Consider the following 15,046-nt stretch of genomic DNA (forward strand, 5'->3'; position numbering starts at 1 on the left):
ATCCTCTATATTTAAAGCATTAAGAAAAAGAAGTTAGAGGAGCTGAATAACATGCCATTACATCCATTATTTGTGCACTTTCCAATCGCATTATTGTCATTAGCAACTATTATCTCTATTCTACATTTGTTTTTGAAGAAAATTAATTTATCTATCACATTAACCATACTCCTTACTACAGGTATGGTATTTGGAATTATAAGTTACATGCTTGGAGACAGTGGAGAAGCATTTGCTATCCAACATTATGGGATGCAACATGTTGAAAAATTAGTACATTTACATGAAACATTCGCCTTAGCTTCGCTTATAACATATGGGTTTGCAACATCAACCCAAATAGGTAGTATGTGGTTTATAAAATATAAAAAATTATGTACAGGTGCGACAGTTGTATTGACGATTATCGGATTTGTACTACTTATTATTGCTGGTCATTTAGGTGCAAGTATCACTTATGGAAAATAAAAAGGAGGAATAGGTATATGAAACAAACATACTTTCACCATGTAGAACACAGTAAAGTCCAAAAACAATCTAAAGTAACATTATGGGCAACGCTATTAATTACTTTATTTTTTACCATTGTAGAATTTACAGGAGGAATATTATCCAACTCTTTAGCTTTATTGTCAGATTCCTTTCACATGTTAAGTGACGTACTTGCGCTCGGATTATCAATGCTGGCTATTTACTTTGCAAGTCGTAAACCAACAGCACGTTTTACTTATGGTTACTTACGGTTTGAAATATTAGCAGCATTCTTAAATGGTTTAGCACTATCAGTAATTTCTATTGGTATTTTTTACGAGGCGATCATACGTATAGTTTATCCTAAACAAGTTGAAAGTGGGTTAATGCTTGTCATAGCAGCAATTGGTTTAATTGTAAATATTGTGTTGACAGTTATATTAATGCGTTCTTTAAAGAATGAACAAAATATCAATGTACAAAGTGCATTATGGCATTTTGTTGGAGACTTATTAAATTCAGTAGGAGTCATTTTAGCAGTTTTACTAATACATTTCACAGGTATACAATTATTCGACCCTATTTTAAGTATGGTTATTTCAATCATTATTTTTAGGGGTGGTTATAAAATTATGCGTAATGCTTGGATGGTGTTGATGGAAGCTGTGCCACAAGAATTAGATACAGACAATATCATAGAAACAATAAAATCTATTCCCGGCGTTATCGATGTACATGAATTTCATTTATGGGGAATTACAACAGATCAATATTCTTTAAGTGCACATGTTGTTCTAGATAGTAGAAGTAGTATAGATGCTTTTGGGGTTATAAATGAAATAGAAGATTTATTAAAAGAAAAATATGGAATATCACATACCACAATACAAACAGAACATTTAGATATTAATCAACTTAATGATCCTTATTTTGAAAAGGTTAAAGAAAATATAAAAAATTAGTAATTTGATTGATAATTAAACAGCGGAAATGGAAATTTTAAAACAATGTAAAAAAGGTTTACTACAAAAAATGTTTATCTAATACTGATAACGTCCTATTATGTAACCTAAAAATATTCTTTAAAAATTTTTAGAGAGGTTATATAGACATAACGTCACTTATCGGAAGTATATAGGCTTGTAGATTCACAGATGGTATAATACTAGATTCGCCTTAACTTCCATAGGCGAAATTACTATGGAAGGGGGTGGGACCTGTGGCAATTCTCTTTGTTAGCTGTGATTTCAGGATGCATTGTTGCGATTTTCATGTTTTGGCTAAACAATCGTAACAAATAATAAGGCGACATAGCTACGCCAAAACCCCCTCACTATTTCGGGTAGTGAGGGGGTTAGTGTGCCTATGGAATTCTCTTTGTTAAACACATTATATCATCATATAGGTTAGGAATGCAAAGTAGTTTTATCTGTTTAGGTTATGTGTATCCAATATAAACAAAAATAGGAATGATTCTGATCAATAAAGTTAAATTTACATCACAGGATGAAAATCTTTTAAAACAAATTAATGGAGTAAATCATAATAATATGAAATTACTTACTTTTAAGTATATGCTTCCTTTTAGAATTCCAGTTAGCAATGGAGAAATTTTTATAGATGATAAAAACAAGACTTTATTTAAAATTTAAAATACAAATGGAAAAATTGAATAATGGTAATCATCGTCTTCCAATCCCTTTTGAAGAAAAAGATGTATTGTAAAATGTACTACAATTATAGATAAACATAGCTTCAGTACGTTCTTATCAACTTTAGCTTTGTATTGTGCTTTTTTCGTTCTATTCAGTAGGATTGTGGATATGTTTACTAGTAACATAATTAGATATTAAACGCTATATTATTGTGCCATTTCAATTAATAATGCTTAGTTATAATAAATTCTGAAATAAAGTTTTTACTTTTTTAGGACTGTCTTTTGGAGCAAGTCTTTTTACTACAATACCATCTTTGCTAACAACTTGTATATCATAAATATTATTAGTTATTTTATAGCACTCCTTTTATAACATTGCTAATTTTAATTGATCTATAACGCCACTTGATGATCCAGGAAAAGCAAAAATCATTTTATTTAAATCTTGAGCCGTTAATTTTTGGTTTACAATGAAAGTTAATAAATTAACTAAATCTGGTGCATCATCAGCATATATAGCAGCTCCCACTAATTGTTTATCATTATTTAATACAATTGTCATTTCAGCTTCAGTTTCATTTTTGTATTCAAACACCATTTGTTTACCAAAAGGAATATCTATCACTTTATAGTCCTCACTAGTATTAGCTTCATCTACAGAAACTCCAATATTAGACAATCTTGGTAGTGTATATAAAACTGAAGGTATTGCAGGATAGGTAATAGGATTTTTATTCATACCCAAAATATGCGCAGCAATATAGTTAGATTCAAATGTTGCAGTAGGTGTTAATTTAGGAATTACTTTATCTAACACATCACCACTAGCATAAATATTAGGGATATTTGTACGTAAATATTCATCTACCTGTATACCTCGAGTAGTGAAATTAACGCCAGCTTCTTCAAGTCCAATACCGTTGACATTTGGTCTACGTCCAGTAGCATCTAACACATAGTTAGTAGTAATCTCTAATCCTGATTCTGTTGATACAGTATAATTGTCACCTTGCTCTTTAATTACAGTAGTATTTTCATTCATATGGAATTGAACTCCTTCTGTTGCCAATTTGTCCATTAATTTAGCAATATGTGCTGAATAAAAACCTTTGAGCGGTTCATCGTCAACATGAATCATATGAGTTTCTACACCAGATTTAATGGCTATGCTAGCAAATTCAATACTAATAATACCTACACCTATAAATGTGATACTATTTGGCATTTGCTTTAAGGATAAGAAGTCTCTACTATCGTGCGTATATTCAGACCCTTCAATATCTAACTTATTGCTGTGTTGACCTGTTGCAATAACTATGTTTTCACCGTAATATTGTTCACCATCTACTACGAGGTGATGCTCATCTACTAATTTTCCCGCCCCTTCAATAATATCAATACCTTGTTGTTCAAATAAACCTTTCAAAGTATTTGCCATAGGGTCAATGATTTTATGTTTATAAGACATAAGGTTTTCCCAATTCACTGATAATGCTTCAGTATTAATTATGTTGGGATAGTGTGAAGCTTGCTCTAGTACTTCATAAGGGTTTTCTAATAAAATTTTGGCATTGCACCCATAATTTGTACAAGTACCTGCTATACGATCTTTTTCGACAATAGCAACCGATTTCCCCGCTTTGTTTAAAGTCAGCGCACTATGCCAAGCTGCGTGTCCACTACCTAAAAATACGACATCATATTGTTTCATTTGAATCATCCTTTGTAATAGTTTTCAACGTTTCTTCTAAATTATCCATAATACTTTTGGCTTTCATATATTCATCTACATCAAATTGTGAAGAAACACATTTAGCAATAGCTTCATGTACTGCTTCTTGCTCATTTAGACCTTTTATCGTTAAAGTTATGATAAGGTTACGTTTATCGCTTTCATCTCTATTTCTTTGAACCCATCCAGCTTGCTCAAGTCTTTTTAGTAATGGGCTTAGGGTATTACTTGCTAGATTCAACTTTTTACCAATGGATAATAAAGTTTGAGGGTTTTCTTCCCATAAGGTTAATAGCACTAGATATTGAGAAAAAGTTAAACCAAATTGACTTAATTGCTTTTCATAAAATTTGTTGAATAATTTGTTAACATTATAAGCAGAAAAGCATAGCTGATGTGTCAATTTCATTTCATCATCAATCAATTTAATCACTCCTATTCTCATTAAAGAATAATCAATCGCAAACGATTAATCAATTAAAAAAACTTGTAATGAACCACATATTTTTGTTTAATTGATTTCGATTTTAAAAATAGTGCGTAAAACTTATGGCTTCAGGGTATTTTTCAAAAGAGGAATGAACAAGTCATTAAAAATATAAGTAAAGTAATTGAAAAAAGAACTATAATTTAGTTCTTTTTTCATACTTATATATCGTCGTTTAACGATATGATGATTTGAGTGTTTTGTAAATTTTTCTATAATACTAATAAAAAGGAGTTTTAATTATGTAATCCTTCCTTTATACAAAGGAAGGATTTTTTAATATTAAAAATGTCTAATTTATCAAGTAATATAATTACCATAGAGCAATTAAAATGAGATAATTAATTGAGAAATTATGTTTTATGTATTTTTAAAGTACACCCTAATCATACAGATGTAGAGCAACTCAAACGTATGATTAGGGTGTATATTAATTTCGAGGTTGAAATCAACGATTGTTGGCTATGCGAGGGTATCATCGATTGATCAAAATTTAGAAAGACAAATAGAAAATATAAAAACGTTTGGTTCTAAAAAATTTTCACAGAAAAACAGACTGGTAAATCTATTGAAAATAGACCGGTACTTCAAGAAGCATTTAACTTTGTGAGAATGGGAGGATCGGTTTATCGTAGAATCCATTGATCATTTAGGTCGTAATTACTATGAAGTGATTAATACTGTTAATTATTTAAAAGACAAAGAAGTGCAACTGATGATTACTAGCTTGCCTATGATGAATGAAGTCATTGGTAATCCATTATTAGATAAATTTATGAAAAATTTAATCGCTCAAATATTAGCAATGGTTTCAGAACAAGAACGAAATGAAAGTAAACGTAGAAAAGAACAAGGTATTAAAGTTGCGAAAGAGGTTAATATCACAAGACAAACTGTTTATCGAATTAAACACGATGACAATGAGAGCTTCTGACACTATATTGGCGTCAAATGGAAATATATAGTCGCATATCACAAAATATATTTTATAATAAAAAACGTTATCTAGCTGGGCATGCTAGATAACGTTAGGACTCAAGCGTTAGTAGATTGTGATTTCAACACCAGTGTATGTCGAAACAATTAAATATATAAAGATATGTTTATAACTCTATAATATTTATTGTTTTTATGCAATGTTTTTGAGTTTTTGAGACTCACCGTGTAATGTTTATAACAACTTATGTTTGCGTAATAATTCTTCAATGAAAGTACCTTGTATTTTTTTCATCGCATTTTTCAAAATTGAACGTTTAAGGAAGTTATTATTAACTAATTCAGGTAATGATTTACGATCATTTAATTGATAATAAGCATCCATAAGTACACGTGCATCAAATTCAGAAGCATACACTTCAGGTACACCCCTATCTATTTCTAATAATTGATATACAGCTTCCATAGCTGTACGTACAGAATATTCAGTTGTGAATACTGTATCACGTTCTGTTTCAGCAAAGTTACCTATAAAGGCTAAGTTTTTAGAACCATTAGGAACAACCAGTGGACGATCTTTATATGCTCTCGGCATAAAGTACGCTGTCACATAAGGCATATAAACAGGGATCGTATTGCATTCTGTTTGTGCTAATTCAACTAACTCATCTTGTGGTACTCCCATATGATATAACCACTCTTGACAGATTTCACTACCTGTACACTCAGTAATTGGTTTTTTAATGAAATCTCCTTTAACATTAGAGTATAGTGCATATATCCATACACTTACCTGATCTTTAGGTTGCTCCTTAAATTGTTGTTGACGATTGACTGTAAAACTAAGTTGCCAACTTGAATCTACTACCGTTACAATACCCCCAGTAACGGTACGTCCAGATAACACATCACGTTTACTTAATTTTTCAATATAAGAAATTACTTTTTTATTATTTGTTGTTGTTGTTGCAGATACGAGCCAACTTTTATCTGGAATATGATCACAGAATTTTTCAGGTCTTCCAAATTCTGGACTTTGATTAGCTAAATTTTTCCATAATGTCCAACTACCTCCCAATGCTTTCGTTGGTGGAGCAGGATGGTCATTATCCCCATAAGTTGAACTTTCTGTTATACTGCCGTTCGTTACAAAAACAAGATCGTCTAATGTTAAAGGTATAGATTCTGTTTTACCATTTTTGTTTACAAGAATCTCTCGTGCAATTTTCTTAGATGATGTTGAATCGACCAATATATTGTCAACTTGAACACCATATTCAAAATGCACGCCATGTGACTTAAGATATTCTACCATTGGCAATACTAAAGACTCATATTGGTTATATTTAGTGAATTTTAAAGCACTAAAATCTGCCAAACCACCAATATGGTGAACAAAACGCATAAGATACCGACGCATTTCCATTGCTGAATGCCAAGGTTCGAAAGCAAACATTGTCTTCCAATATAACCAAAAATTAGAAGTTAAAAAATCTTCAGTGAAAACTTCGCAAATTTTAACATTTTCTAAATCTTCTTCTTTTTTCATACATAAACTTAAAATTTCTTTAATAGCTTTTTTAGACAAGATAAAATTGCCATCAGTATCAATGCGTTTACCGCCACTATAAATGGCTCTGCATTTAGAATAGTTAGGATCTTCCTTATTCAACCAATAAAATTCATCTAAAACGGATGCATCAGGTTGTTCTAATGATGGAATACTTCTAAATAAATCCCATAAACATTCAAAATGATTTTCCATTTCTCTACCACCACGTACGACAAAGCCATGATGCTGCATATTAATACCGTCTAAACTCCCCCCTGAGATGTCTAATTCTTCTAAAATATGGATGTTTTTACCTTTCATTTGACCGTCACGAATTAAAAAACATGCTGCTGCTAGTGAAGCTAAACCTGATCCAATTAAATATGCTGATTTTTTATCAACATTTTCAGGTTTTTTTGGACGTGCAAAGGCTTCATAATTGCTATTAGTATAGTACATAAAAAAACTCCTTCTTACATAAGTGAAAGTTCTCAATACTCTAACTTGCTATATTTTCATTATACACTTTTTTTGTACATATTTCCATATATATTAGTTTTATTTATATTTATTATCTATAATAAATTTGTATGCGTAGTTAATGAAACTTATTAATTAAAGTCACTTAAGTCCCTCTCTGTTTTGTCAACAATTTATCAAAACTAAACCAAAAGAAAAAACACTTTGATATTTGTTTATTTGACTGAAAAATACATATGTTTACATAATAAAATCTATTTATATACTGGAAGGAGTACTATATTTATTATGATTTAATTCAATAAAATATTAATTTTTAATAATTATTTTATCTAATACTTTTAATATCTTAAAGTTAGAATTGCATAATTTCCTTACTCTAAGATTGTTATAATTGTTGTAGTTTGTAAAATAAAAACAGGTTACAATTAATCAAAAAACAGTTAAAGTATTTATCAATTTTTATATGTATTTCTATATTTCTACTCAGTTGCTTATATAAGATAATAGAAATTTTTTAAATATTAAAATAATCTATTCCATAAAGGAATAGGTCATATTTAATATAAGTATTTTTATACTGAAACTATTTATATTAAAATAAAAACTGTACGTCAAAGAAGGGAGTCAATTATGAATACAAAAGAGTCAAAAACAGTTGTTGTTATTGGCGCTGGTGTTTTAAGCACAACTTTTAGTTCTATGCTTAAAGAGTTAGAACCAAGTTGGAATATAAAACTATATGAACGTTTAGATCGTCCTGGTATCGAAAGTTCAAATGAGCGTCATAATGCTGGAACTGGTCATGCTGCTTTATGTGAATTGAACTATACAGTGAAACAACCTGATGGATCAATTGATATAGAAAAAGCAAAAGAAATTAATGAACAGTTTGAGATTTCAAAACAATTTTGGGGTCATTTAGTTAAAAATAATAGTATTTCTAACCCTAAAGAATTTATTCAACCATTACCTCACATTAGTTTTGTTAGAGGTAAAAATAACGTTCAATTCTTAAAGGATCGTTATCATGCTATGAAGGATTTCCCAATGTTCGACAATATTGAATATACAGAAGATATTGAAGAGATGAGAAAATGGGTTCCATTAATGATGGAGGGTCATAGCTCAAGTGATATTATGGCCGCTAGTAAGATTAACGAAGGTACAGACGTTAACTTTGGAGAGCTTACTCGTAAAATGGCTAAAAACATTGAACAACATCCTAATGCCAATGTCCAATATAATCATGAAGTAATAGACTTTAACCATCGAAAAGATGGTAAATGGGAAGTTAAAGTGCGTCAACGTAACAGCGGTGATGTTCAAACTGAACTTGCTGATTATGTATTTATTGGTGCTGGTGGTGGCGCTATTCCACTATTACAAAAAACTGGAATTCCAGAAAGTAAACATTTAGGTGGATTCCCTATTACAGGACAATTTTTAATTTGTACTAACCCAGACATTATAGCCCAACACGATGCCAAAGTTTACGGTAAAGAACCACCTGGCACACCGCCTATGACAGTACCTCACTTGGATACTCGATATATTGATGGTGAACGTACATTATTATTCGGTCCATTCGCTAGTGTGGGTCCTAAGTTCTTAAAAAATGGTTCTAATCTTGATTTATTTAAATCAGTCAAACCATATAATATTACAACATTATTATCTGCTGCTGCTAAAAACCTACCTTTAATCAAATATTCATTTGATCAAATATTAATGACTAAAGAAGGTTGTATGAATCATTTACGTACTTTTTATCCAGAAGCACGTGATGAAGATTGGCAGTTATATACGGCAGGTAAACGCGTACAAGTGATTAAAGATACTCCTGAATATGGTAAAGGATTTATTCAATTTGGTACAGAAGTTGTTAATTCTGAAGATCATTCAGTAATAGCGTTATTAGGAGAGTCTCCAGGAGCATCAACTTCAGTATCTGTAGCCCTAGAAGTACTTGAGAAAAACTTCCCTGAATATGAAACTGAATGGATGCCTAAAATCCAAAAAATGATTCCATCTTATGGTAAATCACTCATTAATGATACTGCATTAATGAGAAAAATACGTCAACAAACATCAAAAGATTTAGGGTTAAATTACTACCAAAACAATAAGTAGACTACAATACAATGTTAAAATAAAGGAATGTTAAGCGTGAAAAAATTATTAATAGTAACAATTATTAGTACTATTGGTTTTTGTGCACTCAAACGTTACCAAAAACATGTAAACCAAGCACCAAATATAGAATATTAAGATTAAAACCTATATTCATTATATTTATAACAATTATTGTGTATATTATTTTTATAGAGCCAAGTCAAATTTTTAGTGATATTAAAAAGAGGTCGCATATATGCGACCTCTTTTAATTTAATATTATATTTTTTTAAATATGCCTTCTTAATTTTATCTAAATTAATACATACCTTCGAAATTTTATTAATGTTATGATATATTTATCTAACACTTAAATGTATTTTTATGCTTAAACATACATCTATATACTTTGCTAAAGGAGATATTTTATGAAATCAAAACAAATAAATAAAGATAAGCATTCATCTTCACCTAAGAGAAAGTTTAAGTTAAAAATGCCTGGTGCATTTGCAATTTTATTCATCTTAACGATTTTAGCTGTTTTAGCAACTTGGATGATTCCTGCAGGTTCTTACTCTAAATTATCTTATGATGATCATGTATTAAAGGTCGAAAGTCCGCAAGGTAAAGTTGAAACACACAAAGCTACACAACATGAACTAGATAAGATGAGTGTCAAAATTGATATTGATCAATTTACTTCAGGTGCCATTAATAAACCTGTATCCATTCCCAATACGTATGAGCGTTTAGATCAACACCCAGCTCATTTGTCTGATATTACGAGTAGTATGGTAAATGGTACGATTGAAGCAGCTGATATTATGGTATTCATTTTAGTACTCGGTGGTTTAATTGGTGTCGTTCAAGCTAGTGGTGCCTTTGAATCTGGCTTACTAGCACTAACTAAAAAGACCAAAGGTAGAGAATTTTTATTAATCTTCTTTGTATCTATATTAATGGTTCTTGGTGGTACCTTGTGTGGTATTGAGGAAGAGGCTGTGGCTTTCTATCCTATACTTGTCCCTATCTTTTTAGCTATGGGTTATGACTCTATTGTTTGTGTGGGGGCTATCTTTTTAGCAAGTTCGATGGGCTCAACATTCTCTACGATCAATCCATTCTCAGTAGTTATCGCATCTAATGCGGCCGGCACTACATTTACTGAAGGTTTGTATTGGCGTATTGCTGGTTGTATTATCGGTGCACTATTTGTTATTGGTTACCTCTATTGGTATAGTAAAAAAATTAAAAAAGACCCTACCGCGTCTTATAGTTACGAAGACAAAGACGAATTTGATCAACAATGGTCTGTGATGCAACACGATACCACACAACAATCATTTACAATGCGTAAAAAATTAATTTTACTACTCTTTGTGATACCTTTCCCAGTCATGGTATGGGGTGTGATGTCACAAGGTTGGTGGTTCCCAACAATGGCTTCTGCATTCCTTATCTTTACCATTATTATCATGCTACTCACTGCAACTGGTCATAAAGGTTTAGGTGAACAAGGTGTCGTAGATGAATTTGTCAAAGGTGCTTCCAGTTTAGTTGGGGTATCACTCATTATCGGATTAGCACGTGGTATTAACTTAGTATTAAATAATGGTCGCATTTCAGATACAATTTTACATTTTTCTTCTTCACTCGTAGAACATATTCAAGGTCCATTATTTATAATCGCTTTATTATTTATCTTCTTCTTCCTAGGATTTATTATTCCATCATCATCTGGATTAGCTGTGTTAGCGATGCCCATTTTCGCACCACTAGCTGATACAGTAGGTATTCCTAGATATACTATTGTATCTGCATATCAATTTGGACAATATGCAATGCTATTCTTAGCACCAACAGGTTTAGTCATGGCAACATTACAAATGCTTAATATGCGTTATTCTCACTGGTTCCGTTTTGTATGGCCTGTTGTCGTCTTTGTACTTGTATTTGGTGGTGGCATGTTAGTCACACAAATTTTATTACATTAATATAAACATCTTTTTAAATTAATTTTATGTTATTTTTCTATTCATATAATGTCTCAAATAAAAAACTATCGAAAAATTTTATAAAATTTTTCGATAGTTACTAAGATAATGAATGTTTATTAATATTACAAATTACAAAATTATGCTTCTAATTGTTTAATAATTTCTCTGTTGAAATCATCTAAATCATCTGGTACACGACTTGTTACAATATTGTTGTCTACTACAACTGATTCGTCAACAACGTGTGCTCCCGCGTTAGATAAATCTTTACGTACATTGATAACACCAGTTATTGTACGTCCATTTAAATCATCAGTATCAACTAACAATAGTGGGCCATGACATATTGCAAATGTTGGTACATCATTTTGAGTGAAATACTTAGTAAATGTACCATATCGGCCTTCTTCATCACCACGTAAATGGTCAGGTGAAAATCCACCAGGGATTAATAATGCATCATAATTTTCTGGTTTTGCATCTGAAATACTAACATCTACGGTTACTTTTTCACCATGTTTACCAACAACTTCATGTTTTTCTGCATCACCAATAACTTCAGTCTCAAAGCCAGCGTTTTCTAATGCTTCTTTCGGACTAGTTAATTCTATATCTTCAAATTCATCTGCTAAAATGATTGCTACTTTTTTAGTCATAATATACCAATTCCTTTCAATTATAATTTTTAAATCTAAATACTATATACACTAGAAAGAGGAAGTTTAAACATATGCAGTTTTATATTTGTCTTCCAAATGACATATGTTTTTTCTCCAATATAAATTAGAAATAATTAAGAATATAAATCTATTATATCACGACATTGTTTAACCGCAGCTTTGGGATCGTCAGCGTTTGCGATGCCACCGCCAACAATAATTAAATCTGATTTTTCAGCTGCAACTGTTTTAATTGTATCTGGTTTGATTCCACCTGTTACAGCTACTTTTCAATTTGAAATAACTGATTTAACAGTACGTAAACTTTCTAAAGGCGAAGCACCTTTAGCTTGTAAATCATAACCCGTATTCACCGCAATATAATCAGCATCCATTTCATCTAATTCTGTTGTACGTTGTTCTAAATTTTGAACGCAATCATATCAACTAATAATTCTTTACCATTATTGTGAGCTTCATCAATAGTACTTTTAATTGAAGCATCCTTAGAAACACCAAGAATTGTCACAATATCAGCCCCAAATTTTACTACTTGACTTACTTCATATCCAGCAGCACCCATAATTTTTAAATCAGCTAATACTTGTGCATTATTAACTGACTTACTCATATATTCAACGACAGATAGTCCTTCATTTATAACAATGGGTATTCCAATTTCTAAGGTATCAATAAATTTTTCTACTTATTGAGCAAGCTTTGCTGCTTCTTTTTGATTTAATAAATCAATTGCTAATCGTAATTTCATTAAATTTCTCCCCTCTATCTTTTATAATGTTATTATGGTATTAGTTGTTTCTAATAACAATACTGACATTTTTGTCACTATATGAAAATGGAGGATTCCTTGTGTTAATTGAATATAATAATAAAGAATTTTATACTTCAAAAGATTTAGCCCTGTCTGTAATTGGTGGAAGATGGAAAATTGCCATTGTTTACCACCTTTTGCAAAATAATCGTTTAAGATTGAGTGAATTACAATGTATATATAAGTAATAGGAGGCTGGTGTAGATGTTCAAAAATATATTATTACCCTATGATTTCGAAAATGATTTTAGTGCTATCCCTGACTATTTAGAAAAAGTCACCGATGAAGATTCAGTTGTGTAATTTATCACGTTGTAACAGAAAATGATCTTGCAATTAGTGTCAAATATTATAATAAGCATAAAAAAGATATTATTAGAGAAAAAGAAAAAAAACTTACTCCATTTTTACGTGAATTAGAAAAAAGAGATATTCAATATAAAATAGATGTAGATTTTGGGCATATTAAAGATACAATCTTAGAAAAAATTACTTCTGGAGATATAAATAATGGTGAATTTGATTTAGTAATTATGAGTAATCATAGAGTCGATTTGAATATTAAACATGTTTTAGGAGATGTTACACATAAGATTGCTAAAAGAAGTTCTGTCCCAGTACTAATTGTTAAATAAACATAAGAAGTAAGAAATTTATTAATTCAAAAAGCCTAAATACTTTCTCACAAATCGAGAGAGTATTTAGGCTTTTTTATTTTTTAATTTTGGTTTGTGATTTTTTAGATTATTTTTTGATTAGTCGTTCTAAAAAAGATTAGACACGCATTTATGCCGAGAAAATTTATTGAAGTTGAGAAGAACCCTTAACTAAACTTGCAGACGAATGTCGGTATAGCGTGAGCTATTAAATCGACCATTCGACAAGTTTAGGGATTGTTAAGGGTTCCGAGGCTCAACGTCAATAAAGCAATTGGAATAAAGCATCTATGATTACTTGAAAATATAAGTTATAATATATTCAAAAATATTTTTGAATGAGGTGTAATTATGATTCAGACTATTGTAACTGCTGCTATTCTTTATATTGCGACAGCAGTAGATTTATTAGTGATTTTATTAATATTTTTTGCTAGAGCAAAGACTAGAAAAGAATATAGAGATATTTATATTGGTCAATATGTAGGATCTGTGACATTGATTGTCGTAAGTTTATTCTTTGCCTTTGTCTTAAATTATGTTCCTGAAAAATGGATATTAGGATTATTAGGGTTAATACCCATTTATTTAGGAATTAAAGTAGCTATTTATGATGATTGTGAAGGAGAAAAGAGAGCTAAAAAAGAATTGAATGAAAAAGGATTGTCTAAATTAGTTGGTACGGTTGCAATTGTTACGATAGCAAGTTGTGGTGCTGATAATATTGGTTTATTTGTTCCGTATTTTGTGACATTAAGTGTTACTGATTTATTAATTACTTTGTTTGTCTTTTTAATTTTAATTTTCTTATTGGTATTTATTGCACAAAAATTAGCTAATATTCCAGGAGTTGGAGAAATTGTTGAGAAATTTAGTCGTTGGATTATGGCTGTTATTTACATAGCTTTAGGTTTATTCATTATTATTGAAAATAACACTATTGGAACAATTTTAGGATTTATATTTTAATTTAGGGTGTGATTTTATATGAGCTATGAAAATGCTTGTGATGTGATTTGTGTACATGAGGATAAAGTTAACAATGCTTTAAGTTTTTTAGAAGATGATAAATCTAAGAAATTACTTAACATTTTAGAAAAAATTTGTGATGAGAAAAAATTGAAAATCATATTATCTTTGATTAAAGAAGATGAGTTGTGTGTTTGTGATATTTCTTTGATATTGAAAATGAGTATTGCTTCAACTTCACATCATTTAAGACTTTTATATAAAAATGAGGTGCTTGATTTTTATAAAGATGGAAAGATGGCATATTATTTTATTAAAGACGATGAAATAAGAGAGTTTTTCTCTAAAAATCAGAAGGGTTTTTGAAACGAGTTTCTTCTTGTCTTGATACTATAAAAATAAGCAAAGATATAACATAAAATGACTTATCGGAAGTTATATGTAACTCATCTAGTACAGATGATATAATATACAGGTCGCCTATCTCTCAGGCGTCAATCTAG

The 15,046-nt window shown here is 30.4% G+C and carries 12 protein-coding genes and 4 pseudogenes; 11 read left to right on the forward strand and 5 right to left on the reverse strand.

Annotated features, from left to right (window positions below):
* The first annotated feature begins 51 nt into the window (after positions 1-51).
* The 3 genes from LFT63_RS11900 (at position 52) to LFT63_RS11910 (ending at position 1,772) form a co-directional block, all read left to right on the forward strand.
* Positions 52-468 carry a DUF2231 domain-containing protein gene (locus tag LFT63_RS11900; protein ID WP_340769380.1) on the forward strand — a complete coding sequence of 139 codons (417 nt, stop codon included), beginning with the start codon at positions 52-54 and terminating at the stop codon, positions 466-468.
* A gap of 17 nt (positions 469-485) precedes the next feature.
* Positions 486-1,433 carry a cation diffusion facilitator family transporter gene (locus LFT63_RS11905; RefSeq protein ID WP_340769382.1) on the forward strand — a complete coding sequence of 316 codons (948 nt, stop codon included), beginning with the start codon at positions 486-488 and terminating at the stop codon, positions 1,431-1,433.
* A gap of 279 nt (positions 1,434-1,712) precedes the next feature.
* On the forward strand, positions 1,713-1,772 hold the full coding sequence (locus tag LFT63_RS11910) for a type I toxin-antitoxin system Fst family toxin (RefSeq protein WP_445684209.1): 60 nt from the start codon (positions 1,713-1,715) through the stop codon (positions 1,770-1,772).
* Positions 1,773-2,495: 723 nt separating this feature from the next.
* Here LFT63_RS11910 and LFT63_RS11915 read toward each other — a convergent pair.
* Together LFT63_RS11915 and LFT63_RS11920 are read right to left on the reverse strand one after the other, a co-directional pair.
* The gene (locus LFT63_RS11915) at positions 2,496-3,839 is read right to left on the reverse strand and encodes an FAD-dependent oxidoreductase (RefSeq protein ID WP_089589874.1); all 1,344 of its coding nucleotides are present in this window, start codon (positions 3,837-3,839) and stop codon (positions 2,496-2,498) included.
* Positions 3,826-4,284, reverse strand: a complete 459-nt coding sequence (locus LFT63_RS11920; protein WP_041080868.1) for a MarR family winged helix-turn-helix transcriptional regulator — start codon at positions 4,282-4,284, stop codon at positions 3,826-3,828. The genes LFT63_RS11915 and LFT63_RS11920 overlap by 14 nt, the downstream gene beginning before the upstream one ends.
* 505 nt (positions 4,285-4,789) lie before the next feature.
* Here LFT63_RS11920 and LFT63_RS11925 point away from each other — a divergent pair.
* Positions 4,790-5,281 (forward strand): annotated as a pseudogene (locus LFT63_RS11925) (recombinase family protein).
* Positions 5,282-5,518: 237 nt separating this feature from the next.
* On the opposite strand, the gene LFT63_RS11930 reads toward LFT63_RS11925, so the two are convergent.
* Positions 5,519-7,294 (reverse strand): oleate hydratase, encoded by a 1,776-nt coding sequence (locus tag LFT63_RS11930; RefSeq protein WP_340769386.1) that lies wholly within the window; start codon positions 7,292-7,294, stop codon positions 5,519-5,521.
* 654 nt (positions 7,295-7,948) lie between these two features.
* Here LFT63_RS11930 and lqo point away from each other — a divergent pair.
* The 3 genes from lqo (at position 7,949) to LFT63_RS11945 (ending at position 11,424) form a co-directional block, all read left to right on the forward strand.
* Complete coding sequence (gene lqo, locus LFT63_RS11935) at positions 7,949-9,448, forward strand: L-lactate dehydrogenase (quinone) (RefSeq protein ID WP_089589872.1); 1,500 nt, start codon at positions 7,949-7,951, stop codon at positions 9,446-9,448.
* Between the two features lie 27 nt (positions 9,449-9,475).
* Positions 9,476-9,586, forward strand: coding sequence for an SE2200 family small protein (locus LFT63_RS11940; RefSeq protein WP_071561274.1), 111 nt, complete (start codon positions 9,476-9,478; stop codon positions 9,584-9,586).
* A 272-nt stretch (positions 9,587-9,858) separates the two neighbouring features.
* Positions 9,859-11,424 carry a YfcC family protein gene (locus LFT63_RS11945; RefSeq protein ID WP_340769391.1) on the forward strand — a complete coding sequence of 522 codons (1,566 nt, stop codon included), beginning with the start codon at positions 9,859-9,861 and terminating at the stop codon, positions 11,422-11,424.
* Between the two features lie 140 nt (positions 11,425-11,564).
* On the opposite strand, the gene LFT63_RS11950 is transcribed toward LFT63_RS11945, so the two are convergent.
* Together LFT63_RS11950 and hxlA are read right to left on the reverse strand one after the other, a co-directional pair.
* Complete coding sequence (locus tag LFT63_RS11950; RefSeq protein ID WP_089590041.1) at positions 11,565-12,083, reverse strand: DJ-1/PfpI/YhbO family deglycase/protease; 519 nt, start codon at positions 12,081-12,083, stop codon at positions 11,565-11,567.
* Positions 12,084-12,220: 137 nt separating this feature from the next.
* Positions 12,221-12,855 (reverse strand): annotated as a pseudogene (hxlA, locus tag LFT63_RS11955) (3-hexulose-6-phosphate synthase).
* A 101-nt stretch (positions 12,856-12,956) separates the two neighbouring features.
* Here hxlA and LFT63_RS11960 point away from each other — a divergent pair.
* The 4 genes and pseudogenes from LFT63_RS11960 to LFT63_RS11975 all read left to right on the forward strand — a co-directional run.
* Positions 12,957-13,091, forward strand: a pseudogene (locus LFT63_RS11960) (winged helix-turn-helix transcriptional regulator); the annotation flags it as partial.
* A gap of 31 nt (positions 13,092-13,122) precedes the next feature.
* Positions 13,123-13,553 (forward strand): annotated as a pseudogene (locus tag LFT63_RS11965) (universal stress protein).
* Positions 13,554-13,925: 372 nt separating this feature from the next.
* On the forward strand, positions 13,926-14,543 hold the full coding sequence (locus LFT63_RS11970) for a CadD family cadmium resistance transporter (RefSeq protein ID WP_340769397.1): 618 nt from the start codon (positions 13,926-13,928) through the stop codon (positions 14,541-14,543).
* An 18-nt stretch (positions 14,544-14,561) separates the two neighbouring features.
* On the forward strand, positions 14,562-14,909 hold the full coding sequence (locus LFT63_RS11975; RefSeq protein WP_002452612.1) for an ArsR/SmtB family transcription factor: 348 nt from the start codon (positions 14,562-14,564) through the stop codon (positions 14,907-14,909).
* Positions 14,910-15,046: the final 137 nt, after the last annotated feature.

Origin of the sequence: Staphylococcus sp. FSL H8-0121, from assembly GCF_038008425.1 — a bacterium.
GTDB classification, from domain to species: Bacteria; Bacillota; Bacilli; order Staphylococcales; family Staphylococcaceae; genus Staphylococcus; species Staphylococcus pasteuri.